This window comes from Nocardia otitidiscaviarum (assembly GCF_007362295.1).
GTDB classification, from domain to species: domain Bacteria; phylum Actinomycetota; class Actinomycetes; order Mycobacteriales; family Mycobacteriaceae; genus Nocardia; species Nocardia otitidiscaviarum.
Map to the genome: position 1 here is coordinate 4,510,276 of NZ_CP041695.1, position 22,983 is coordinate 4,533,258.

Sequence of the window (22,983 nt, forward strand, 5' to 3'; positions counted from 1 at the left end):
CGCAGCTCAGCGCGGAGTGGATGTCAACGGCGACATCCGCGCGGGGCCACGTGTCCGTAGCTCAGCCGGAAAGAGCGCCTGCCTACGAAGCAGGAGGCCGGGGGTTCGAATCCTCCCGGGCACACGACCGCCAGACCCGACACCACCTACCGGCCCCGCGGACAGCCACCGATCACGATGCGGCACCGCGCGTGCGGCTACGCCGATGCTGCTTACCGGCACCGTGAATCGGCCACCGAATCGGTCCGGGACGTAAAGGAATTCAGCATGTGGACCAGTAGCGGGATACGGCGTTCGTAGATCTCGGGATACGCGGCACGCAGGGGGTGCTGGATGGCTTCACTGTCGAACAGGTCTACGAGGATGAAGACGAGGGTGGCGAAGTCCTGTGCGTCGAGATCGAACTCGGGGCCTACGATGCGAGCGGCGGTGTCGATCATGAAAGGGCCGACGTCGGTCATGGAGTGACGCATCGCGTCGCGGAGCTGCTCGTCGGTTCGCGCCGCCGTGGTGAGTTCCAGGATCGCGTGGTGGGTCGGATTGTCGGTCAACTCGTGCAGCACCCGCAGCAGGGTCTCGATGTCGGTCCCGCTCGACGCGTCGGCGAGCTCCTGAACGCGGCGAGTCACGAGTTCGGCGTTGCGGCGTACGGCTTCCCGGGCGACAGCGGCCATGAACTCGCTCATGGTTGGGAAGTGACGGAACAGTGCGCCGTAGGAGATGCCGGCGCGGGCGGTGACGGTGTTGGCCGAGGCTCGGGCGTAACCGAGTTCGTCGAGAGTCGCGATCGCAGCGTCGAACAGTTTGGCGATGGTGGCTTCCCGGCGTTCCTGCTGTGTCCTGCGCACCGGTCAACTGTAGGACATCTCATTTAGATGGTGACCTATCGCTATCTTGCTTACCGGGTGTGTCCCCCGTTACAGTCCTACTCGCCGGTAAGAAGATGGGCGGAGAGCGGGGTTCCGATGAAGGCTGGACTATCGATTCGCAGGACAACAGCGCGGTCACTGGCCGCGACGGTCGCACTGGCGGTGAGCGCGATGTTCGTGGCCCCGTCGGCGTCCGGTGAGCAGAACGAGCGGTTCACCGGTATCGACGGGGGCGAATACGCCGCCCGGTGGACGGAAGCCGTGGACGGGCCGCAGCCTTACAACGGCATCGTGCCCGATCTGGCGGTACCGATCACGATGGACGACGGCACGGTACTCGCGGCCGATATCATTCATCCGGCCGAGGACGGCCGGATCGCCGACGGTCAGCGACCGGTGATCCTGCAGATGCAGGGCTACGGCAAACTACCGATGCTGATCGGACAGGCCCTGCTGTATGCCGCCGACGACCTGGGAATCAAAGCGCCGCTGGAGAATTGGATCGGTTCGCTGAATCTTCCGGGAGTCGGACTGGACGGCCTGTTCGAGCTGACCCGGCAAGCCGACTCCGGCGCCATAGAAGCCGCGGTGCAGGACTGGGCCCTCGTCGACGCCGGCTACACCCTGGTCCAGGTCGATCTGCGGGGCACCGGCAGTTCACAGGGTGCGTGGCAGGTTTTCGGTGACCGCGAAAAGCAGGACATCGCACAGGTCATCGATTGGATCACCAGCCAGCCGTGGAGCGACGGCAACGTCGGCACCATGGGAACCTCCTTCACCGCGATCACCGCGCTCGAGGCCACCGATCGTCAGCCGCCGGGGCTGAAGGCCGTCTTCGCCTACGAGGGCAGCGCGGACCTCTTCAACGACATCACCGGCACGGGCGGTGCGGTCGGCGTCGGATTCCTGATTCCCTGGCTACTGGGCGTCAACGCACTCAAGATGCTGCCGGACATCACATCCCTGGTCGTCGGCAAGTTCGATCCCGAACAGCAATTGCAGTGGCTGCGCGATCGCCTCGCCAACCCGCTGACCCTGGTAGACATGGTCATCAACGGCTACACCGCCATGACTCCCGACCAATTGACCGATGCGACAAAGCAACTCGTAGACCCGAATTCCTACTTGCGGCAGGGCCTGAAAACCGATGTCACCCGCATCCAGGTGCCGACCTTCATGGTCGGCGCGTGGTTCGATATCTTCGGCAATTCGCCCACCGCCACGTTCGATGCCATTCCGCTGCCGCTGGAACAGAAGAAGCTGATCATGGGCGATGGCTACCATGCGGGCGCGGGTGTGGCCGGTTTCGGCCACACCGGCATGCCCCCGCGCCTGGATGTCTTGCAGCGCGCCTGGTTCGACCGCTGGCTGCGTGGAATCGACAACGGCATCGAGAAGTACAGTCCGCTGACCATCAAACAGCAGGGCGGTGGCTGGAACGATGCACTGCGATTCCCGCGCTCCGAGGTCACCTATCGGCGCATGTACCTCAACGACCTCCCCTCCGGCACCAGCCCGCACTCCGTCTACGACGGCGGCCTGTCCGCGACCCCACGGCAGGCAGGCATCCGCGACCTGACGGTGGCGCCGGGCCTGCTGAGTCTGTGCGGTCGCGATGTCGCACAGATCACTGCGGGCGTGACCTCCATCATCGAAGCCTGCGGCAACGATTCGCGCATCTGGGAGAACGACGGGCTGAGCTTCACCAGCAGTCCGGTGACCATGCCGACCACCCTGTCCGGCCCGATCACCGCGCACCTCAACGTCGTCCACGACGCCACCGACGGCTACTGGGTGGCCACGGTCAACGACGTCGCGCCCGACGGCGCCTCACGCGAGATCGCCACCGGCCAACTGGTCGCCTCCATGCGCCAGATCGACGACGCCAACAGCACGAAGTCACCCAACGGCGATTACACCGCACCTACCTACTACCTCGACCTCGACAAACGCGAACCGACCGTGCCCGGCGTCCCGGTCACCCTGGACATCGCGCTCACCCCGATCGACGCCGTCCTGCAACCAGGACATCGGCTGCGCATCGACATCTACGCGAGCAACTTCCCGAAAGGCTTGCCGCCCATGATGTTCCTCGCCGACTCCGGACTCAGGCCCGAACACCTGCGCCTGGACCCCGACGCACCCAGCTGGATCAACGTGGCGCTGGACAACCCGATTCCCGAATAGGCCCCTGGACGGCCGTGCGCACCACGGCGCGCACGGCCGCTGGGAGGCGTGGACAGCGATCCAGAAGATCCGCCACGGCATGAGCACGCGGCTCAGGGCCGGGTAGGCACGAATTGTCATACAGGAAGGTCGGAAAGACTCTAGACAACGCCGGGCATTCGCACTACCGGCAACCGAAAGGTATTCGATACCTTTAGGTATCCATTTCCAAGAGCCAGCAAACATTTCCCGATCTCAGCAATCCTCTTGCGGTTCCGGCACATTGCTGGCGAACAGTGTGTAACGTCGCCAGCGCTCGAATGTCTCACGGGAAAAATGCGGTGGCACGGTGCTCGGAATCGACGGTTGTCTGCAATCGATCATGGATATTCCCGGTGCGCGCTGCGCCACGCTCGTGGACGGGGCGAGCGGGCTGGCGATAGCGGCGGCGGGGCAGCACGAACTGGTTGATCAGCATGAAGATGCCGCTGCCACAACGGATGTGGTGCGGGCTGTGCTCGCCTGCCCGGCGCTGGCGAGCGGTCGCGACGGCGACGACATCAGTGAGATCGTCGTATTCGGCACGCACGGATTCCACCTACTGAATTTGGTGGACGGCGACTTCGACGGGCGACTGTTCGTGCACGTGCTCATCGACGAAACCACCGGCAATCTCGCCATGGCGCGCTTCCAGCTACGGGGCATTCTGGCGGAATTGGCCGAGGGTGGTCATGAGCGTTGATCTTGCCGCGGAATTGCGTCGGCTGGAGACGGAAAGGCATACCGGCATACTGCGAGCGGGCGACGGCATATTCCATCTGGTGAGCGGTGCGATCGCCTTCGCCGACTGCCGCCGGACCACCGGTATGGACCGGCTCGTGGTGGAGGCCGGGGTGGCCAGCGCCGACGAATGGCGACGAGCCGAGATCGGCGACCCGGGGTCGCTGCTGGAGCGGCCGCGCCTGGAAGCGCTGGCGCTGCTGTCGGTCTTCGACGCCGCCTACTTCCTGCTGGAATCCACCACCACGGTGGACTTCCGGCCCGCGCCGCCGCACTGGCTGGCACCGGTCTGCCGGATCGCGCCCCGCATTCTGGTGAACGAGTGCGCCCGGCGCGCGAACCGCGAATCCGGCCCGTGGACACCGGATCTGGTGGATCGGGTGCCCGTGGTGCCGGCCCGGCACTTCCGGCAGCGGCGGGTGGTGCTCACCAGCGGCGCGGCCGAAGTGCTCGCCGCCGCCGATACCCGCCGCAGCATTACCGCCATCGCCCGCGAACTCGGCCGCACCACCTACGGATGCCTCGCGGCGGTCCGCGATCTCAGCGCCGTCGGCCTCATCGAACCACCCGCCGCCCCGGTTCGAGCCCCACTCGTCATGGCCGAGTCGATGGTGGCCGAACCCGCGATCGGTGGCCCCACACCACCGTTGCGCCGCCGGGTCCGACAGACTCCCGTGATCTCCGTACCCGATCGCTGGGAGCCCGTCGACCGCGATGTGCTCATACGGCTGCGGGCGGCGTTGGAGGAGCTTGCGTGACCCCGCGGAAAAGACTGCTCGGCGATCTCATGGGAAGGCTGACCAAGGTGGCGATGACCGGACCCGAACCCGATCCGGCGGTACTGGAGGAGTTGAAGGCGCTGCGCGCCCGCGTACCCCGGCTGACCGGCACGCTGGTGGCGTCCGCGGACGGACTGCTGGTCGCACACGATCTACCGCCGCACATCGAACCCGCGAGCATGGCGGCCATGTCCGCCGCACATCTGTCGCTGTCGCACCGCCTCGCCACCACCGCACACGGTGGCGGCTTCCACGAGGTGGTGGTCAACGGCACCGACGGGTCCGTCGTCATCTACGCGGCGGGCTGGACCTCGTTGACCGTGCTGGCCGGTCCCGAGGTGAATATCGGCCGCCTCCACCTGGAGTCGCGCCCGGTGGCCCGTGCCATCTCCGACCATCTGTCGCCGACCACGGGCCAACACCGCAAAGACCAGCGCAAGAAAACAGTGGGAAAGGAATGAACTATGTCCAATCTGGATATCGCGCTCAAGGACATGATGGTCATCGACGGCGCGGTCGGCGCGGCCGTGGTCGACTACAACAGCGGTATGGCCCTCGGCATGCTCGGCAGCTCGAAGGCACTGGACCTGCAGGTCGCCGCCGCCGGCAATACCGAGGTGGTGCGGGCCAAGATGCGCACCATCGAACAGCTGGGGCTCAATGAGGATATCGAGGACATCCTCATCACCCTCTCCAGCCAGTACCACATCATCCGACCCATGACGGGCCGAAAATCCAAGGGCCTGTTCCTGTATGTGGCACTGGACAAGAACCGCGCCAATCTGGCCATGGCCCGCCACCGACTCAAGGGCATCGAGGAAGACCTCGAGGTGTGACCCTTACTCCGCGCCGGAGGGCTCCGAATCCGCCTCTCCCCCACCACGAATGGTGTAGAGCAGTCCGTCCAGCTCATCGGGCTTGATCAGGACGTCGCGGGCCTTGGAGCCCTCGCTGGGGCCGACCACCCCGCGGGTTTCCATCAGGTCCATGAGGCGACCCGCCTTGGCGAAACCGACGCGGAGTTTGCGCTGCAACATCGACGTGGACCCGAACTGACTGGTCACCACCAGTTCGATGGCCTGCAGCAACAGGTCGAGGTCGTCGCCGATATCCGGATCGACGTCCTTCTTCTCACCCGACTTCCCGGCGGTGACACCCTCCTGGTACTCGGGTTCCTTCTGCTCCTTGGTGAATTCGACGACGGCGTGGATCTCCTCGTCGGAGATGAACGCGCCCTGCAAACGGGTGGGCTTGTTCGCGCCCATGGGCAGGAACAGGCCGTCACCCATACCGATGAGCTTCTCCGCGCCCGGCTGATCGAGGATGACGCGCGAATCCGTCAACGACGACGTGGCGAAGGCGAGCCGGGACGGCACATTGGTCTTGATCAGGCCCGTGACCACGTCCACCGACGGCCGCTGGGTCGCCAACACCAGGTGAATCCCGGCGGCGCGGGCCTTCTGGGTGATGCGGACGATGGCGTCCTCGACGTCGCGGGGAGCGGTCATCATCAGGTCGGCGAGCTCGTCGACGATGGCGAGGATGTACGGGTACGGGCGGTACACTCGCTCGCTGCCCAGCGGGGCGGTGATCTGCCCCGACTTGACCTTGCGGTTGAAGTCGTCGATGTGGCGGACCTTGTTGGCCTGCATGTCCTGATAGCGCTGCTCCATCTCCTCCACCAGCCAGGCCAGCGCCGCCGCGGCCTTCTTGGGCTGGGTGATGATGGGCGTGATCAGATGCGGAATGCCTTCGTAGGGAGTGAGTTCCACCATCTTCGGGTCGATGAGGATCATGCGCACCTCATCGGGGGTGGCACGCTGCAACAGCGACACCAGCATCGAGTTGACGAAGCTGGACTTACCGGAACCGGTGGAACCGGCCACCAGCAGGTGCGGCATCTTGGCCAGATTCGCCGAGACGAACTCGCCCTCGATGTTCTTGCCCAGTCCGATCACCAGCGGGTGATGGTCGTTGCGGGTGGAGGGGGCCTTCAGCACGTCCGCGAGCCGGACCAGTTCGCGATCGGAGTTGGGCACCTCGATACCCACCGCCGACTTGCCCGGGATGGGCGCGAGCAGGCGCACGTTCTCGGTGGCGACCGCGTAGGCGATATTGCGGGCCAGTGCGGTGATCTTCTCGACCTTGACGCCGGGACCCAGCTCCACCTCGTAGCGGGTGACCGTCGGACCGCGCACGAAACCCGTGACGGCGGCGTCGATCTTGAACTGCACCAACACCTCCGTGATCGCCTCGATCATGGATTCGTTGGCGGCACTGCGCTTCTTGGGCGGATCGCCGTCGGTGAGCAGGGTCATGGGCGGCAACTGGTAGTCGCCCTCGACCTCGCGGTCGGTGACGAACTCCAACTGCTCGGCCTGCTGCGGTGGCGGGGTCTGATCGACCACCTTGGGGGCCTTGCGCGCCTTGGGTTTCGGCGGTTCGGGCGGGGCGATGTCCTTGGCGTCCTGCAGCGGGGGTTCGCCGATGATCTCGGTGACCGCGTCGGAGCCGCAGAATTCGTCGGTCGGATAGTTGTCCGAGGGGGACCTACCGCGGCGGCGCTTGGTCTTCTGATGGATCGGGAAGCCGTCGGCGTCGTAGTCGGCCGGATCGTAGAGGCCGAATTCGCCGGGCTCGCGGTCGTATTCGTCGCCGCCGCTGCCGGTGCCGAACAGTTCGCGCATCCGTTCCGGGATCTCGCGCACCGTGGTGCCGGTCAGCAGCAGCACGCCGAAGAGGATGGCGAGCATGAGCAGCGGCACGGCCAGGAACGCGCTGAGACCGTCGCTGAGCGGGCCGCCGACCACGTAGCCGACGAAACCCGCACCGCGGGAACGACCATCGATATCGGACGGGGAACCGGAGGCCAGATGCCACAGGCCGAGCATCGGGAGGCCGACCAGCAGGCCGCCGAGCACCAGGCGGGGGCGGGCCTCCGGATGCGGTTCGGTGCGCATCAGGATCACCGCGATCCCCGACGCCACGAAAGGCAGTGCGGCCGAGGCGGACCCGGCGACCCAGCGGATGGCGGTATCGACCCCGCGCCCGACCGGGCCGCCCGCCGACAGCCAGACCGCGGCGGCGATGATGAAGGCGAAGGCGACCAGGGCCAGGGCGATGCCGTCGCGGCGATGGCCGTGCTCGATCTCCCCCGCCCGGCCGAGCGCCCGGGTGGTGGCGCCGAGGCCGCGCGCCAGCATGTTCCAGCCGCTGCTCACCCCGCGGGTGAACACCGCCAGCGGGGCGGTGTTCGAGCGGGCGCGGGCGGGGCGGCGCGCCGGGGAACGCCGCACCCGGCCCGCCGACGCCGACCGGCGCTGGGCGGCGGGGGCCGAACGCGGGGCCTTGGAACGAGACCGTGCAGGAGCCTGCCCCCGCGTCGATCCCGCCCGCGAACGGGACGTTGCGGTGGTGCGGGACTTACCTGCCATGCACTCAGGCTAGCCGCTGGCGCATCATCCGGACCATCCGCAACACCCACCCCACGCACATCACACCCCGGAGATCGGGGCGGGCGACGGGCGGACCGGAGGCCGCCGCACGGGCGGAGCCGGTCGTGCGAGCTGCGATGACACCGTGCGGCTCGGCTGAGTACCAGTGAACCGCACCGTGCCGACGCGACGCGGGCACTCGCGTGCGACACGCCGGAAGCGCGTTGCGGGAATTCGACATGGAGGTGGCGACACCAACGTGCCCGGTCCAGCGCGGGCACGGGCGCGCGGCCCCATCAGCGGGCGAGCGACGCCGGGGACGGCCGATCGCATGGTCCGCGGGGCGGTGCAGGTGCGGGCGGCCTCCAGTGCGCAGGAGATCCGCTGCCCGGATGGTGCGGGTTTCGGTGACGTGCGGCAGGGGGAACGCTCGTGGTCGGAGCGTGCTGCGCTTGCCCACCCTGCGCCCCTGGCGCAGACTGCCCAAGCGCAGCGGCGAGTGAGTGCGCAGGCACACCGGTCGCCCTGAGCGCGCCGATGAGGCCGGGGGATACCGGCCGCATTGAACGCGCCGGACCGGCTTCGGCAGCGGGTGGGTCAACTGGCGCTGGGGAGGGGGTGGGCGGTCGCGGCGGGGGTGGCGGTCCAGCGGGCCAGTGCGGTGTCGAAGTCGGGGATCTGGCTGGCGGCGGTGCGGTAGCACTCGGCGGCGTCGAGGGTGCGGCCGAGGCGGCGCAGGGCGGTGTAGCGGATGAGTTGGTTGTGCGGATGGGCGGTGCGGGTGGGGCCGCGGGTGGCCTCGGCGCGGTCGGCCGCGTCGACGGCTTCGCGGAGGCGGCCCGCGGCCAGATTGGCGAGGGCGGCGCGGGTGTGGACGGCGGATTCGAAGCGCGGGCTGCCCGCGCGGCGGGCGGCGGTGAGGGCGGCGTCGAAGAGGCGTTGGCCCAGGTCCGGGTCGTTGTCGCGGCAGATGACCCAGGCCGCCTCGGTGAGGGCCCACATGATGTTGTGGCGGGTGCCGGGGCGCTGGTCGCCGACCACGGCGCGGGCGGCGGCGGCCAGCGCGTCGCGGTCGCGACCCGCGACCGCGTAGGCGCGCGCCAGCATGGCGTAGGCGACGCGCACGCATTCCGGACTGTTGCCGAGCCGGTGCAGCCGCAGCGCCATCCGGAAGGAGTCGATCGCGGCGTCGGCCTCCCCCTCCCCCAGGGCCAGCGCGCCGGTGAGCAGATGGGCGGCGCCGCCGACCCAGATCTCGGCGCTCGGGTCGATGCCGTCGAGGATCTGCCGCAGTTCGACCGCCGCCCGTTCCGGTTCACCGAACTCCACGAGCAGCGCGAACGCCAGCGCCAGCCGCGCCCGGCGGCATGCGGCCGCGTTCCCGTCGGCCGCGGTCGCCGCGATCAGGCCGTCCAGCGCCTGTTCGAGGTCGGCGGTGGCATCACCGGCCAGCAGGGTCACCGCCACCGTGATCGCCAGATCCGCGGCCACCACCCGGTGTGGCGGGGTCGCGGCGGCCGCCAGCCGGTACAGTGCGGCGATATTGCGCCGCTCCAGCTCGAGGAAGCGCCGGGTGTCGTCCAGGTCGCGCAGCCGCTCCCCCGCCGACACGGTCGCACTCGACGGCAGCACCAGTCCCGGATGCCGCACCCGCAGCACGGTTTTCATGGTCGCCAGGTAGTGATCGAGCAACCGCGCCAGCACATCGGTCTCATCGGGCCGAGAGCCGTGGCCGAGTGCGAACATCCGCATGAGTTCGTGGTAGCGATAGCGCCCGCGCCCGATGGATTCGAGCATGCCGCGATCGACCAGTCCCTCGCACACCTCCTCGGCCTCGTCCACCGCACATCCCAGCGCCACCGCGGCGGCGGCCAGCGGCAGCTCCGGCAGACCGGTACCGGCCAGCAGTCGGAAGGCCCGCGCCGCCGCCGGATCGAGCTGGTCGTAGCCGGCCTGGAACACCGCGTCCAGGGCTAGTTCCCCGGTGCGGAAACAGCGCAGCCCGGCACGTTCCTCGGCCAGTCTCCGCGCCTCCGAGGCAATGGTCCAGGTGGGCCGGGCCGCCACGCGCGCGGCCACGATCCGGATCGCCAGGGGCAGCAGCCCGCACAGCTCGACCACCCGCCGGGACGCCTCGGGTTCGGCCGCCGCCCGATCCACGCCGACGATCCGCGCGAACAGCTCCTCGGCCTCGTCGCGGGCGAGCACGCCCAGCGCGGTGGGCCGTGCCCCGGGCAGCGCGGTCAGGGGTCGCCGCGCCGTCACCAGCACCGCGGATCCGGGCGTTCCGGGCAGCAGCGGCGCGATCTGGGCGCCGTCGAAGGCATCGTCGAGCACCAGCAGCAGCCGCCGACCGCTCACCGTGGACCGGAACAGCGCCGCCCGCTCGTCCACCCCCGCGGGCATCTCCCAATCGGGCACGCCCAGGGCACGCAGGAATCCGCCCAGCACCTGCCCCGGGTCGGCGGGCAGCGCGGCCGCGCCGTGCAGGTCCACATAGAGCTGCCCGTCCGGGAAGCGGGCGCGCATCCGATGCGCCACATGCAGCGCGAGGGTGGTCTTACCGACCCCGCCCATACCGGATACGGCCGCGATGGGCAGGCTCAGATCGTCGCGCAATTCGTCGCACAGCCGCTCCACGGCCTCGCGCCGACCCGTGAAATCCGCGGTGTCGGGCGGCAATTGGGCGGGCACCGGCAGCGGTGCGGGCGCACCGGCGGCCACGGTGGGCAGTTCGTCGGTGAGGATGCGCTGATGCAGTTCGATGAGCGCCGGTCCCGGTTCGATGCCCTGGTCGGCGACGAGCAGGCGGCGGATGCGCTGATATTCCTCCAGCGCCTCGGTGCGGCGGCCCGCGCGGTAGAGCGCGGTCATCATGAGTCCGCGCAGCCGTTCGCTGAGCGGGTCGGCGGTGATCAGCCCTTCCAGATCGGTGATGGCGCGCGGATAGTCCTGTGCGGCCACGGCGAGTTCGACCCGGTCCTCGCACAGCACCCGGTGCAGGCGGCGCAGCCGGGCCCGTTCGGCCTCGGCCCACGGACCGGGCACCCCGGTGAGCGGGTCGCCGCGCCACTGGCCCAGCGCCGCCTCCAGGACGGATTCGGCGCGGTCCAGATCGCCGGCGATGCGCAGCTGTTCGACCTCGACCCGGAAGCGGTCGACCAGGTCGGTGTCGAGCTCGACGGCCCCGTCGAGCCGGTAGCCGCCGGTGCCGGAGGTCAACCGCACCGCATGGGTGCCCGCGGCGAAACGCTTGCGCAGCGCCCAGGCGTAATTGCGCAGCGCGCCCAGCGCGGACGGCGGCCGCCGCTCGCCCCAGATGCCGTCCACCAGCTCCTCGACCGAGACGGTGCGTCCGCGCGCCCCGGCCAGAATGAGCAGGGCGGCCTGCTGTTTGGGCGGCATGGCGGCCGTTGGCACGCCCTCGTGACTCAGCTCGACCGGTCCGAGTACCGACAGTCGCCATGTCATCGCAATTCCACCTCAATACCTACACTCCCGCGCCGACCGCCGGATGTGGCGCTCGTCACGGTGAGCCACCGCTCGTCGTGATCGTTGCACGACCACGGTGGTTATTACCAGCCGAACCGGGATGTGGTCGGCGGGTGCCCGGAAATCGGGCGGATCAGACGCTGCGATCGGTGGCCAGCACCGCCCGCACATCGTCCGGGTCGCCGGACATGCTCAGCCGCACCTCATCGCGTCCGAAGGCGTGCAACAGCAGTTCCGACGGCGGTCCGGTGAGCACCACCGTGCGGCCACCGGCGGTGTGCGCGGTGTGGCGGCGGCCGTCCGGGGTCGCGAGCACCACGGTCACCGGCGACTTGCGATACGCCATCTTGGCGACGGGACGCAGCGCCTTCCACAGCCGGTCCTCGTCGTCGGGTGACATCTCCCGGGCCTCCCAGCTGGTGCCGGCGCGGCGGACGTCCTCGTGATGGACGAACATCTCGGTGAGATTGGCGACCGAGTCCACCAGCCGCAGGGGCGACCAGACGGGCGGGCCGGTGCGCACCTGTTCGAGCAGTTGCGGGAACGGCCGCCGCGCCACTGTGGATTGCACGCGTTCCAAATATCCGGCCAGGGGTTTCAGTAGGATTCCGGGCGCCGCGTCCGGACGGCGCTCACGAACGATCAAGTGGGCGGCCAGATCCCGCACCGTCCAGTCGCCACAGAGGGTGGGGGCGTCCGGACCGGCGGCCGCCATGGTCTGCACCAGATGTTGCCGCTCGCGTTGGGCCATGCTCATACGCGCACCCTAATCGGACAAACAGCTCAGCAGAAGGGTCGGCCTTAAGGGAAACACCCGGCCGTCGATAAGCGCTCCACATGATCATTACCGCATCACCGGCACGGCAGTCCGGTACGCGAATCGTGCGGCGATCGCTCGTTTCCGCTGCTTCCGGGTTGGCGTCGGCCAATTCGGGTCGGTAGCTTGACTCCTCGGTCCATCGGGTCGTGGACCCATAAGCAAAGAAGGGCAACACCTTGAAGAAGATTGTCAGCGGCGCGGCCGCTGTGATCGCGGCGGCGGGTTCCCTGCTGGCCGTCACGGCGGCACCGGCGAACGCGGCGGGGTACAACTACGGCGCCATCGCGCTCTCACCGTCGACCGGGAGTATCGGCTACTCCTACGACTACTCCACGTCGGCGGCGGCGCAGGACGGCGCGCTGAGCGAATGCCGGGGGATGGATTGCAAGATCGTCGCGCGCTTCGCCAACGGCTGCGGCGCGGTCGCCTACTCGCCGCAGGGCTTCTACACCTACGGGGCGGCGGCCTCCCGCAGCGCGGCGCGCAATCAGGCACTGGATCGCAACTTCTCCGACGCCACCATCATCCACTGGAACTGCACCAGCGGTTACCGGCTCTAATCCTTCTTTCCGATTCAGGGAGTAATTCGTTGAAGCACACCATTTTCCGCGCCGCCGCCGCGGTGGCGCTGGCGGCGTCGGCTTTCGGTCTGGCGGCCTGTGGCTCCGGTGACGACACCGGCGCCGACGCGACCACTACCTCCGCCGCCCCCGCGGGCGAGTTCGAGGGTTCCACCGACGACGAGGCGAAGGTGACCGGCGCCGCGCCGTCCACCACCGCGGTGCCGGATCTGCCGAAGCCGACCGTGCAGGAACTGAACGACAAGATCAATAAAGCGTTCGATCCGTCCATCGACGCCAAGACCAAGATCTCGTGGATCGAGGACGCGGCCCAGGATCCGCAACTGGTCGACAAGCTGGTCGAGGCCGCCAAGCAGAACAACGTCACCGTCGAGATCACCAATGTGCAGGATCCGGTCGACGGCAAGCTGAAGGCCGACGCCAATGTGACCATCGACGGTTCCCCGGTGGAGAACGCCACCGTCGCCTTCGTCGCCGAGGGCACCGAGTGGAAGGTCGACCACGGCTTCGCGTGCAGCATCGTGAAGGCCGCCAAGCTGGATTCCGCCGCCTGCCAGGACAACTGAGAGTAGCGGCGAAAAACGCAGCGCCCCAGCGATTTCCGCTGGGGCGCTGATTCGTCCGCCGACGCCGCCTACACGCCGATGACCGTCGGGACGATCATCGGGCGGCGGCGGTAGGTGTCGGCCACCCAGCGGCCCACCACCCGGCGCACGCCCTGCGCGATGCGGTGGGTGTCGGTGACGCCCTCGCCCGCCAGGCGGCGCAGTTCGGCCTCCACCAGTTCCTGCGCGTCGGCCAGCGCGTCCGGATCGTCGGAGAAGCCGCGGCCGTTGAGTTCCGGTGTGGTGACGGCCTTTCCGGTGGTCTCGTCGACGGCGACGGTGATGGAGATGAAGCCACCCTCGCCCAGCACCAGCCGGTCCGACAGCGTGGACTCGCCCACATCGCCGACGGATAGACCGTCCACGTACACCTGGCCGACCCGCACCTTGCCGGTGATGCTGGCGATACCGTCCACCAGATCCACCACGACGCCGTTCTCCGCCAGCACCACCCGCTCCTCGGGTACGCCGGTGGCCACCGCCAGTGCCGCGTTCGCGCGCAGATGCCGCCATTCGCCGTGCACCGGCATGGCGTTGGTGGGCCGCACCGCGTTGTAGAGGTACAGCAGCTCACCGGCCGAAGCGTGGCCGGAGACATGGACTTTCGCGTTCTGCTGGGTCACCACGGTGGCCCCGAGCCGCGCCAGCCCGTTCACCACGGTGAAGACGGCGTTCTCGTTGCCCGGAATGAGCGAGGACGCCAGCACCACCAGATCGTCGGCGCGGATATTGATCTGCCGGTGGTCGCCGCGCGCCATGCGCGAGAGCGCCGACAGCGGCTCGCCCTGCGATCCGGTGGAGATGAGCACCAGCTTGTGCACCGGCAGATTCGCCGCCTGATCCAGATCGACCACCAGGCCATCGGGGATGTCGAGGTAGCCGAGATCCTGGGCGATCTGCATATTGCGGACCATGGACCGGCCCACGAAGCACACCCGGCGGTCGTAGCGCTGCGCCACGTCCACCACCTGCTGGATGCGGTGCACGTGCGAGGCGAAGGAGGCCACGATGACCCGGCCGCGCGCCTTGCCGATCACCGAATCGAGCACCGGCCCGATCTCGCGTTCGGGGGTGACGAAGCCGGGAACCTCGGCGTTGGTGGAGTCCACCAGGAACAGATCCACGCCCTCGTCGCCGAGTCGCGAGAAGCCCGCCAGGTCGGTGAGCCGGCCGTCCAGGGGCAGCTGGTCGAGTTTGATGTCGCCGGTGTGCAGGACGATGCCCGCGGGCGTGCGCACCGCCACCGCGAGCGCGTCGGGAATGGAGTGGTTGACCGCGAAGTACTCGCAGTCGAACGGCCCGTGCTGGGTGTGCTCGCCCTCGCTGACCTCGATGAGCTTGGGCTGCAACCGATGTTCGCGGCATTTGGCCGCCACCAGCGCGAGCGTGAACTTCGCGCCCACCACCGGGATGTCGCGACGCAGGCGCAGCAGGAACGGCACCGCACCGATGTGGTCCTCGTGACCGTGAGTCAGCACCACCGCCGCGACATCGTCGATGCGGTCCTCGATGGGGCCGAAGTCCGGGAGGATCAGGTCGACGCCGGGCTGCTGGTCCTCCGGGAACAGCACACCGCAGTCGATGATGAGCAGTTTGCCGTCATGTTCGAAGACGGTCATGTTCCGACCGATCTCGCCGATGCCGCCGAGCGCGAACACCCGCAGGCCGCCGCGCGGGGCGGCGGGCGGGGTGCCGAAGGCGTGCGGATCGCGCACCGGCGGTGCGGACTGCTCGCCGCGATCGGACCGGCCCGACTGACGGCCCCGGCCGCCACGCCGGTTGCGGTCGGACGAGCGGCCCCGGCCGGAACGTCCGCCCTCGGACTCGTTTCGGCTGCGATCTCGTGATTCCTGTTGCGCGGCAGCGGGTTCGGGCGTCGTAGTGGACGTCGAAGCCGGTGCGGCGGTTTCCGTTGTCGGCGCGGCGGTCTCCTTGATAGGTGTGGCTGATTGCTGGGTGTCGCGCTCCCGCACCGGCTCCGGTGCTCCCGCGGCGCGACTCGCGGTACGGCGTGGACGACGACCGATGGGGTTGCTCATACAAGCACCCCCGCGGCGCGCAGGTCCGCGGCCAGGTCGTCGAGTTGTCTGTCGTTCGGGATGAGTTGCGGCAGGCGCGGTTCGCCGACCTCGACGCCGAGCAGGCGCAGGGCACCCTTGGTCATGGCAACACCTCCGAGACGGGCCATGGCCCGGTTCAGTGGAATCATGCTGGCATTGATCTCGCGCGCCTTGACGACGTCACCGGCCTGGTAGGCGGTGTGCATGGCGCGCAGCCGATCGGGCACCAGATGCCCGATGACACTGATGAATCCGACGGCTCCGATGGACAGCCAGGGCAGGTTGAGCACGTCGTCGCCGGAGTAGTAGTCCAGCCCGGTCTCTGCGATCATCTCCGCACCCGCGTTGAGATCGCCCTTGGCGTCCTTGACCGCGACGATGCGCGGATGTTCGGCCAGCCGCCGCAGCGCCTCCGGCCCGATGGGGATGATCGAGCGCGGCGGGATGTCGTAGAGCGTCACCGGCAGATCGGTGGCGTCGGCGACGGCGGTGAAGTGTGCGACCAACCCGTCCTGGGAGGGCCGCGAGTAGTACGGGGTGACGACCAGCAAACCGTGGGCACCCGCGCGCTGTGCGTTGCGCGCCAGCTCGATGCTGTGCGCGGTGTCGTAGGTGCCCGCGCCCGCGATGACGGTGGCGCGGTCACCGACCGCGTCGATGACGGCACGCAGCAGGTCGAACTTCTCGGACTCGGTGGTGGTCGGAGATTCGCCGGTGGTGCCGGAGATCGCGAGCAGGTCGACGCCTCGATCGCACAGGCTGGACGCGAGGGCGACACCGGTATCGACGTCGAGCTTGCCTTCGGCGGTAAAGGGGGTCACCATCGCGACACCGACAGTGCCGGACGCGTGCAGCTCGGTTCGCGTCGAATTACCGTTCGTCATAGCCAGAAGGCTACCCGGTGGCAGGAATGGGTTTTGCACCCTTGTCGCCGAAGCGCCGCCAGTCGGATGCGGATTCGTGTAATGGGGGTTGTACCTGACATCATTTCACTCCTTGTGTGGTGTCATTCGTGACGTCACACTGGTGTCATGGACCTGAACAAATACACCGCTCGCCTGCGCGAGGACCTCATTGCCGCGGCCGCGCTCGGCGATGAGAAAACGCAGGCCACGGCCGCCGCGCTGGCCGCAGCCACGGAGAATTCCGCCCGGCTGACCCTGCTGGCCGCGCTCTCGGATCTGGCCACCGAGATCAGCACCACGCTGGGCGATCGGACCGTGCACGTCTCCGTCGACGGCACCGACGCCCACGTGGATGTGCGCAAGACCGCATCCGATGCCGAACAGCCCTCCTTCGAGGAGGTCACGGGCGATATCAGCCGGGTCACCCTGCGACTGGTCGAGCAGATCAAATCGCGCGCGGAGGAGGCCGCAGCACAGAGCGGGCAATCGCTGAACTCGTGGCTGTCGACCGCCGTGCAGGGCGCGCTGCGGGACCAGATGCGCAAGGGCGGCACCGGACGCTACGACGAGTGAGGCGGTGACGGCCCGCCGTCGCGCCCGCGACGTCCGGCCGACACACCGACGAGCCGATCGGATCAGCCCACCGTGACCTTGCCGTCGGTGTCGATCTCGGTGCGCTGGTCGCGCTCCGGACCGGTCGCCAGCACCGTGGCCAGCAGCCGCCGCCCCAGCGGCAGCACCCGCACCGTCACCGTGCCCGTATTGGCGGCGTCCAATTCCCTTGTGGCGGCGTCGATCACCCGCTTGCGCACCCACTCGGGCACACCGGTGAAACCGCCGTCGTCGAGCAGCACCACCTCGACCCCGCGCGATCGCGCACCCCGCGCCGCGCAGCTCAGCTCATCGGTCACCAGTTGCGGCGCCCGCAGCCCGTCGCGGAGCTCGGCCTCCAGCAGGCGGCATTCCTCGCGTTCGGAGACGGTGAGTTCCACGCCGTCGGCGATGCGCTCCAGGATCGGCCCCGCCACCCGGTCCAGCCGGGTGAGCTGGCGGGTGCGCTCGTTGTCGGCGGCCGACATGGTGGCCTCGGCGGCCGCGCGCAGCATGGCCTCCTCGCGCAACAGCCGCAGCGACCGCTGCATGGGTCGCATGATCGCCGCGAACACCGTGATCGCCGCGACCGTGCCGATGGGCACGATGGAGCCGACCACCGCGCTGGCCTCCAACTGCGGACCCATCCCCGCGACCGCGACGACGGCCGCGATGGCGGCCACACCCACCCAGGCGATGCGCACCCGCCCCCGCAGCACCAGCACCGCCAGCACGTACGAACTCGCGTAGGCGGTCCACACCGAATGCGACTGCCCGCCCGGGGACAGGCTCATGACCGTCAGCCCCGCCGAGGCGGGTCCGGCGGCGGCCGCGAACAATGCCACCGGAACCGGCAGCGGATCGACGGGCACCACCATCACCAGCGCACCCGCCGCGAGCATGAGCGCCATCCCCGCCAGCGCCGACCAGAACGGCACCCCGTGGAAGTTCTTGTACATGTACAGCGCGATGGTGGCTTCCAGGATGACCAGGAACAACCAGCCCGCGCCGCCGCGCAGCCCCAGCAGATCGCCGAGGCCGAAGCGGCTGTCGGAAACGTCAGAGCGAGCCATCGCCACCCCAGACCAGTGTCACCGTGGTCCCCTCCCCCGGCTGTGATTCCACGAAGGCCGAGCCGCCCGCGAGCTGGCGCATGCGGCCCATGATGCTCATGGAGATGCCGAGCCGGTCGGCCGAGACCGCGGCGAGGTCGAAACCCGCTCCGTCATCGGTGAATACGATGCGGATACTGCCCGCGCTGATGGTGGTGGTGACCGTGCGCCGCACCTCCCGCCCCGGCACCGAGGCGTGGCGCAGGCTGTTGCGTACGGCCTCGGTGAGGGCGGCGGCCAGGGTGCTGGCGGCCGGCACCGGCATGCGCAGGTCGTCGAAGCCGGGCCAGGTGCGGGTGGCGAATCGGATGCTCGGATTCACCTCCTGCACGGCCGAACGCAGGAACAGCACCGCCGAGCGGGCGTCCAGCAGATCCGGATCGCGTTCCCCGCCGCGCACCTCCTCGAGCTGTTCCAGGGTGCGTTCGGCCTGGCGGCGCAGCACATCCGATTCGGTGCCCGCGCGCGAGGCCTCCAGCAGGGTGGACAGCACCGCGTCGTGGATGAGGGCGGCGAAGCGGGCGCGCTCCCGGTCGCGGGCCTGCGCGGCGGCGGCCACGGCGGCCCGGCGCGCGGCGATGGCCGATTCACGGTCCACCCGTTCGGCCGCGCCGCGCGCGGCGGTGCCGCACCAGACGAACAGCGCCGCGAGTCCGGCCGCGCGCAGGAAGTTCTCGATGAACAGCGCGGCCGTGAAATCGGTCAGCGTATAGACATTGGCGGTGGCTGCCGCCGCCGACGCGACGATCATGTAGACGATCGCCCAGCGGGTGGGGAACGCCAGCACCGCCGCCGTCACCGCGATGACGAGCACCCGGAACGGCCAGATGGTGGAGGCGTTCACGGTGTCCGGCTCGAAGACGGCGGGCACGCTGGCGACCACCACCAGGAAACTCAGGGCGGCGCACGCGGAGACGATTTTGATCGGCCGCTGCCCGGTCAGCGTCGCCACCAGGGCCAGGATCGGGAAGAATCCGAAGGTCAGCAGGGCCGCGGTAATCGTCCACCAGACCGGTACGAACCGCCCGTGCTCGGCGATCTCCGGCACCTCGAACAGGCCGATGATGACCCCGCCGATACCGAGGGAGACGCCGAGGCGGCGCATGATCCGGTCGGAGGCGGCCGTCGTCCTGCCGTCGGCCGTATCGAGCGCTCCCCGCAATCGCCGCAGCGCATCGGTCCAGGACATGGCGGCGGCCTCGGCGGGCGGGGAGTCCAGCGCGCTGGACGCGGTCATGCGTTCGTGTCGCGTTCCGGCACGGGCAGCCAGCCGTCCTCGACGGCCCGCTTGTACAGGTCGGTCTTGGTGTGCGCGGGACGTCCGGCATCGGCGTACTTCTGCCGGATACGGCCCAGATAGTCGTTGACGGTCTGCTCGGACAGCCCGGTCAGCCGGGCCACGCGCGACGCCTTCTCACCGGAGGCGTAGAGCTGCAGCACCTCCTGCTGCCGCGGGCTCAGGCCCACGTCCTGGAGTTTGGGGTCGCCGTCGATGGCGGCGGCCCAGTCGGTGGTCACCACCAGCTCCTTGTGCGCGGCCCGCCGCACGGCCGCCACCACGGTGGGCACATCCTCGGATTTGCGGACCACGCCGAGCACTCCCGCGCGTGCGGCGGCCCGCACCAGGAACGCATTGTCCGCACCGGTGAACACCAGCACCTCGACACCGCTCTCCCGCAGCGCCAGCACATTGTCCTCGGGCGAGGACCCGTCGGCCAACCGCAGATCCAGCACCACCAGATCCAGCTCCGGCGCCGCCGCCAACAACTCCGGCACCGTACCCGCCGTGATCACCAATTCCAGATCGGCCTCGGGCGCCAACATGGCCGCCAACCCGATCGCCACCGACTCGTGATCCTCGACCAACCCGATCCGGCGTGGCCTCGACTCCTGCGCCTCCACGGCGACCCTTCACCTCTTCCCAATCCCGATGTACCCCGTTGAGCAGTATGACCGTATTCCCGCCAGGTATGTCAGCCACCAGAAATCGGGGGGCGAACTGGGCCTCGACCCGACGACGCGCGAGCCCTCGCGGAGGCTGTGCGGTTGGCGAACGGACGTTTGCCGTGCACGGGCTCCGAACTCGGCGATCACCCTCTTCTGCGACGCGGCGCACGAGCTGATCGCGGCCGAACTGGAGCGCCGCCTCGAGGCGGGGTGAGCTCCGGTCGCACTCACTCCATGAGCTGCGCCGCCACGGTCGCACCGAGTTCCCAGCACGCTTCGAGCGCATCTTTGGACGGCTTGCCCGATACCACCACGTATTCAGCGGCTTTCGTCCATCCGAGTCCTGTCGTGATCGAGGTGACGCCCTTCTCCGCTCCCTCCGTGCCCTCGTTGCCGTGGAGGTAACAGCCGAAGGGGCGGCCTCGGGTCGAATCGAGGCAGGGGTAGTAGACGACGTCGAACGCGTGCTTGAGGGCTCCGCTCATGTAGCCGAGGTTCGCGGGGGTGCCGAGCAGGTAACCATCGGCCTCCAGCACATCGGTCGGCGATACGGCCAGCGCTGCCCTGCGCACGACCTCCACGCCCTCGATGTCGGGATCGGTCGCGCCGGAGACCACCGCTTCGAACATCGCCTGCATGAAGGGGGACGGCGTGTGGTGGATGATCAGCAACCGCGGCATGGTATCGAGCCTAGGGGCCGGTCAGTTCGAAGTGCCAGAGGAGCATGGCCGGGACGTCGGTGTCGGCGGCACGCGCGGCTTCGGGAACGAGACCGGTCAGCGACCAGGGCCAGGCGTCCCAGGGGCCGGGCTCGGCGGTCGGGGTCGCATCGGCGGCGACGCGCCGCGGTCGGGGTTCCTCGCAGCGGCGGGCGGTGAAGCCCGCCGCGAGTGCGGCGCGCAGATAGTCGCCGGTGCGGTGACGATACGAGCGGACCCGGGCGGGAGTCCCGTCGGGCAGCCGTACCGTCGGGATGTGGGTGCGCGCCACCAACTCGGGATGAACGTCGGCGATGACGAGCTGGCCCCCGGGGCGCAGCACCCGAGCGAACTCGCCGAACGCCTCGCCCAGTTCGCGCAGGTGCGTCAATGCGAGCGAGCACGTGACGATATCCACCGTATCGGTCTCCACCGGCAGGCCGGCCACCTCCCCCAGCCGAAAATCCACCTCCGCCAACCGCTTCCGCGCGATGTCCAGCATCTCCGGTGAGCTGTCCACGCCGATGACACGGTGCCCGTACTCGGCCAGCACGGCCGCCACCCGCCCGGTGCCGCAGGCGGCGTCCAGTGCGACCCCGCGCGCTGCCGACGCCGCCACGGCTCGAACGATGCCCTCGTCGTAACCGAATGCCGGATTGCCCGGGTCGTCATATGCTCGCGACCAGATGCCATATCCCACAACAGGATCCAGATGGTCCACCGCTATCCCCGCAGCGAGCACCGGATCGTTCAGCAAGCGCCGCACCTCCTCGATCCGGGCCTCGGTGAAGGCCCGGTCGTATTCCCCGGCGAAGGCACGCAGCAGCGCGGCACCCTCCACACCCAGCACATACGCCAGCGGATGCTCATAAGCCATGCCCGGACGCTAACGGTCACGATCGGTTCGACACCATCGAATTTCGCCGCACCGTACGGCGGACGCCTCGTCGTACGCGCCCGGCTCCGCACAACCCCGCCGATGCTTTCCCACCGGGCCGCGGTATCACTCCGCCGGGTCAGGACGCACGATTCGCCCCCGCTTCAGCACCGATTTCGCTTCGTCGACGGGGGTGTTCTGCGCCGCCGACAGCCACCACTTCCCGTCGCGCTCCACCAGCACGTACAACGCGACCTCGGAGAAGCCACCGGGCTCGAGCGCCTGCCGGCGAATCTGCGTCACGACCACCCCCGGAGCAGGACTGGTCGCCACCACCACCTCGAACCGGGAGTGCGGCGCGACAGGTTTCGCCGCCACCATCATGCGCCGGTGGATCGCGTTGATCTGCTCATACCCGACGACCAGGGCGCCGAAGGGCGAGCCCCACACGACGTCCGCCGCGAACCAGCTGTCGTAGCGGTCGGCGTCGGCGGTCTCGCCCGCCCGCTGTAGCTCGGCGGCGAGATCGGCAGCGACCGTCTCGGCCGTCGCCTGGGCGCTCGGGTCGTGCAGGGTCGGTCGAGTATCCATGTCGTCCTCCGTTGTCGGCGTCGGACCCAGCCTCGATTCTCAACCAAGGTTGAGGTCAAGCCGCAAGCTGCGGCAGCCCACATGATCGGCCGATATCGGGCTACCCTCGCCGACGCCTTCGACGCCCTCGACCTAGCCGTCCGGCGCGAGGTAGCCCGCGACGGTCGCATCGGCGACCTGCCGCATGCGCTCACCGTAGGCCACGTGACCGTCGCCGACGAACCCGCCGTCGGCATCCCTGAGGTCTGCGACGCCGAGGGCGAAGCGTGGTAGCGACAACCTTTGCGGTAGTGCGTGATACGGCTCCAGTGGCGTCATGTCGTATCCCGGCCCGCCACTCTTGTTGCGCGCCACCTGATGCCGCGCCAGCCGGTTCGTCGCCACCACTCCTCGGTCCAGGAAGAACTGCAACAGCCGGAACTGGACATCGGCGAACCGCTCCTCGTTCCGGGACGGGTGCTGCAACACGAAGGTGCAGACCAACGGCGCATGCCACGCCGCCATCTCGGGATCCTCGTGCTCCTGCGCGAGCGCCTCGTACCAGCTGTCGACACACGGTGCCGACGCACCACACTCACACCCGCCCCTACCGGTCATGCCTCCAGGCTAGGCCGCCCGCGATCGCAGACGGAAGGCATGTGGATGCGCTCGTGTCTGGATGCGGCAGACGGGGCGA

General features: G+C 69.0%; 21 protein-coding genes and 1 tRNA gene. 9 read left to right on the forward strand and 13 right to left on the reverse strand.

Annotation, left to right across the window (positions count from 1 at the left end; all coding sequences use genetic code 11):
- The first annotated feature begins 50 nt into the window (after positions 1 to 50).
- Positions 51 to 124 (forward strand) — tRNA-Arg (locus FOH10_RS20115).
- A gap of 88 nt (positions 125 to 212) precedes the next feature.
- Here the strand turns inward: FOH10_RS20115 and FOH10_RS20120 are convergent.
- Positions 213 to 848, reverse strand: a complete 636-nt coding sequence (locus tag FOH10_RS20120) for a TetR/AcrR family transcriptional regulator (protein WP_039815807.1) — start codon at positions 846 to 848, stop codon at positions 213 to 215.
- 27 nt (positions 849 to 875) lie between these two features.
- Here FOH10_RS20120 and FOH10_RS20125 point away from each other — a divergent pair, with 27 nt between their 5' ends.
- From FOH10_RS20125 to FOH10_RS20145, 5 genes are all read left to right on the forward strand, one after another.
- Positions 876 to 3,056, forward strand: a complete 2,181-nt coding sequence (locus FOH10_RS20125) for a CocE/NonD family hydrolase (protein WP_244961296.1) — start codon at positions 876 to 878, stop codon at positions 3,054 to 3,056.
- A 328-nt stretch (positions 3,057 to 3,384) separates the two neighbouring features.
- Positions 3,385 to 3,777 (forward strand): hypothetical protein, encoded by a 393-nt coding sequence (locus tag FOH10_RS20130; RefSeq protein WP_039815809.1) that lies wholly within the window; start codon positions 3,385 to 3,387, stop codon positions 3,775 to 3,777.
- On the forward strand, positions 3,767 to 4,573 hold the full coding sequence (locus FOH10_RS20135; protein WP_143981904.1) for a hypothetical protein: 807 nt from the start codon (positions 3,767 to 3,769) through the stop codon (positions 4,571 to 4,573). The genes FOH10_RS20130 and FOH10_RS20135 overlap by 11 nt, the downstream gene beginning before the upstream one ends.
- A complete protein-coding gene (locus tag FOH10_RS20140; RefSeq protein WP_235204426.1) occupies positions 4,570 to 5,055 on the forward strand; it encodes a roadblock/LC7 domain-containing protein in 486 nt (161 codons plus the stop codon). Before FOH10_RS20135 ends, FOH10_RS20140 begins: the two co-directional genes overlap by 4 nt.
- Positions 5,056 to 5,058: 3 nt before the next feature.
- Complete coding sequence (locus FOH10_RS20145; RefSeq protein ID WP_039815813.1) at positions 5,059 to 5,430, forward strand: hypothetical protein; 372 nt, start codon at positions 5,059 to 5,061, stop codon at positions 5,428 to 5,430.
- A 3-nt stretch (positions 5,431 to 5,433) separates the two neighbouring features.
- On the opposite strand, the gene FOH10_RS20150 is transcribed toward FOH10_RS20145, so the two are convergent.
- From FOH10_RS20150 to FOH10_RS20160, 3 genes are all read right to left on the reverse strand, one after another.
- Positions 5,434 to 8,028, reverse strand: coding sequence for a DNA translocase FtsK (locus FOH10_RS20150; RefSeq protein ID WP_143981905.1), 2,595 nt, complete (start codon positions 8,026 to 8,028; stop codon positions 5,434 to 5,436).
- A gap of 597 nt (positions 8,029 to 8,625) precedes the next feature.
- Positions 8,626 to 11,499: an AfsR/SARP family transcriptional regulator gene (locus FOH10_RS20155; RefSeq protein WP_143981906.1), complete on the reverse strand. Its 2,874-nt coding sequence runs from the start codon at positions 11,497 to 11,499 to the stop codon at positions 8,626 to 8,628.
- A gap of 154 nt (positions 11,500 to 11,653) precedes the next feature.
- The gene (locus FOH10_RS20160; protein WP_039815833.1) at positions 11,654 to 12,277 is read right to left on the reverse strand and encodes a TIGR03085 family metal-binding protein; all 624 of its coding nucleotides are present in this window, start codon (positions 12,275 to 12,277) and stop codon (positions 11,654 to 11,656) included.
- A gap of 239 nt (positions 12,278 to 12,516) precedes the next feature.
- On the opposite strand from FOH10_RS20160, the gene FOH10_RS20165 reads away from it, so the two are divergent.
- Both FOH10_RS20165 and FOH10_RS20170 read left to right on the forward strand, forming a co-directional pair.
- Positions 12,517 to 12,900, forward strand: a complete 384-nt coding sequence (locus FOH10_RS20165; RefSeq protein WP_143981907.1) for a DUF4189 domain-containing protein — start codon at positions 12,517 to 12,519, stop codon at positions 12,898 to 12,900.
- Between the two features lie 29 nt (positions 12,901 to 12,929).
- Positions 12,930 to 13,487 (forward strand): WKL family lipoprotein, encoded by a 558-nt coding sequence (locus FOH10_RS20170; protein ID WP_143981908.1) that lies wholly within the window; start codon positions 12,930 to 12,932, stop codon positions 13,485 to 13,487.
- A gap of 68 nt (positions 13,488 to 13,555) precedes the next feature.
- Here FOH10_RS20170 and FOH10_RS20175 read toward each other — a convergent pair whose 3' ends face one another.
- A complete protein-coding gene (locus tag FOH10_RS20175; RefSeq protein ID WP_186000538.1) occupies positions 13,556 to 15,565 on the reverse strand; it encodes a ribonuclease J in 2,010 nt (669 codons plus the stop codon).
- The gene (dapA, locus tag FOH10_RS20180) at positions 15,562 to 16,470 is read right to left on the reverse strand and encodes a 4-hydroxy-tetrahydrodipicolinate synthase (RefSeq protein ID WP_029928186.1); all 909 of its coding nucleotides are present in this window, start codon (positions 16,468 to 16,470) and stop codon (positions 15,562 to 15,564) included. Before dapA ends, FOH10_RS20175 begins: the two co-directional genes overlap by 4 nt.
- Positions 16,471 to 16,617: 147 nt before the next feature.
- On the opposite strand from dapA, the gene FOH10_RS20185 reads away from it, so the two are divergent.
- On the forward strand, positions 16,618 to 17,064 hold the full coding sequence (locus FOH10_RS20185; protein WP_143981909.1) for a hypothetical protein: 447 nt from the start codon (positions 16,618 to 16,620) through the stop codon (positions 17,062 to 17,064).
- 62 nt (positions 17,065 to 17,126) lie between these two features.
- Here FOH10_RS20185 and FOH10_RS20190 read toward each other — a convergent pair whose 3' ends face one another.
- The 7 genes from FOH10_RS20190 to FOH10_RS20220 form a co-directional block, all read right to left on the reverse strand.
- Positions 17,127 to 18,155 (reverse strand): hypothetical protein, encoded by a 1,029-nt coding sequence (locus FOH10_RS20190; RefSeq protein ID WP_143981910.1) that lies wholly within the window; start codon positions 18,153 to 18,155, stop codon positions 17,127 to 17,129.
- Complete coding sequence (locus tag FOH10_RS20195) at positions 18,142 to 19,431, reverse strand: sensor histidine kinase (protein ID WP_143981911.1); 1,290 nt, start codon at positions 19,429 to 19,431, stop codon at positions 18,142 to 18,144. Before FOH10_RS20195 ends, FOH10_RS20190 begins: the two co-directional genes overlap by 14 nt.
- Positions 19,428 to 20,096 carry a response regulator transcription factor gene (locus FOH10_RS20200; protein ID WP_143981912.1) on the reverse strand — a complete coding sequence of 223 codons (669 nt, stop codon included), beginning with the start codon at positions 20,094 to 20,096 and terminating at the stop codon, positions 19,428 to 19,430. The genes FOH10_RS20195 and FOH10_RS20200 overlap by 4 nt, the downstream gene beginning before the upstream one ends.
- Positions 20,097 to 20,368: 272 nt before the next feature.
- Positions 20,369 to 20,821 (reverse strand): flavodoxin family protein, encoded by a 453-nt coding sequence (locus tag FOH10_RS20205; protein WP_143981913.1) that lies wholly within the window; start codon positions 20,819 to 20,821, stop codon positions 20,369 to 20,371.
- Between the two features lie 10 nt (positions 20,822 to 20,831).
- Entirely contained in the window at positions 20,832 to 21,716 is an 885-nt protein-coding gene (locus FOH10_RS20210) for a class I SAM-dependent methyltransferase (protein WP_143981914.1), read from the reverse strand.
- Between the two features lie 126 nt (positions 21,717 to 21,842).
- On the reverse strand, positions 21,843 to 22,307 hold the full coding sequence (locus FOH10_RS20215) for a YybH family protein (RefSeq protein ID WP_143981915.1): 465 nt from the start codon (positions 22,305 to 22,307) through the stop codon (positions 21,843 to 21,845).
- Positions 22,308 to 22,439: 132 nt separating this feature from the next.
- Positions 22,440 to 22,904: a DUF5946 family protein gene (locus FOH10_RS20220; RefSeq protein WP_143981916.1), complete on the reverse strand. Its 465-nt coding sequence runs from the start codon at positions 22,902 to 22,904 to the stop codon at positions 22,440 to 22,442.
- Positions 22,905 to 22,983 lie beyond the last annotated feature (79 nt).

Excerpts from the sequence above, each read along its gene's own strand:
- FOH10_RS20125 (WP_244961296.1), top strand. The coding sequence starts at position 876 with ATGGTGACCTATCGCTATCTTGCTTACCGGGTGTGTCCCCCGTTACAG.
- FOH10_RS20135 (WP_143981904.1), top strand. The coding sequence starts at position 3,767 with ATGAGCGTTGATCTTGCCGCGGAATTGCGTCGGCTGGAGACGGAAAGG.
- FOH10_RS20145 (WP_039815813.1), top strand. The coding sequence starts at position 5,059 with ATGTCCAATCTGGATATCGCGCTCAAGGACATGATGGTCATCGACGGC.
- FOH10_RS20150 (WP_143981905.1), bottom strand. The coding sequence starts at position 8,028 with ATGGCAGGTAAGTCCCGCACCACCGCAACGTCCCGTTCGCGGGCGGGA.
- FOH10_RS20155 (WP_143981906.1), bottom strand. The coding sequence starts at position 11,499 with ATGACATGGCGACTGTCGGTACTCGGACCGGTCGAGCTGAGTCACGAG.
- FOH10_RS20160 (WP_039815833.1), bottom strand. The coding sequence starts at position 12,277 with ATGAGCATGGCCCAACGCGAGCGGCAACATCTGGTGCAGACCATGGCG.
- FOH10_RS20175 (WP_186000538.1), bottom strand. The coding sequence starts at position 15,565 with ATGAGCAACCCCATCGGTCGTCGTCCACGCCGTACCGCGAGTCGCGCC.
- dapA (WP_029928186.1), bottom strand. The coding sequence starts at position 16,470 with ATGACGAACGGTAATTCGACGCGAACCGAGCTGCACGCGTCCGGCACT.
- FOH10_RS20185 (WP_143981909.1), top strand. The coding sequence starts at position 16,618 with ATGGACCTGAACAAATACACCGCTCGCCTGCGCGAGGACCTCATTGCC.
- FOH10_RS20190 (WP_143981910.1), bottom strand. The coding sequence starts at position 18,155 with ATGGCTCGCTCTGACGTTTCCGACAGCCGCTTCGGCCTCGGCGATCTG.
- FOH10_RS20195 (WP_143981911.1), bottom strand. The coding sequence starts at position 19,431 with ATGACCGCGTCCAGCGCGCTGGACTCCCCGCCCGCCGAGGCCGCCGCC.
- FOH10_RS20205 (WP_143981913.1), bottom strand. The coding sequence starts at position 20,821 with ATGCCGCGGTTGCTGATCATCCACCACACGCCGTCCCCCTTCATGCAG.
- FOH10_RS20210 (WP_143981914.1), bottom strand. The coding sequence starts at position 21,716 with ATGGCTTATGAGCATCCGCTGGCGTATGTGCTGGGTGTGGAGGGTGCC.
- FOH10_RS20215 (WP_143981915.1), bottom strand. The coding sequence starts at position 22,307 with ATGGATACTCGACCGACCCTGCACGACCCGAGCGCCCAGGCGACGGCC.
- FOH10_RS20220 (WP_143981916.1), bottom strand. The coding sequence starts at position 22,904 with ATGACCGGTAGGGGCGGGTGTGAGTGTGGTGCGTCGGCACCGTGTGTC.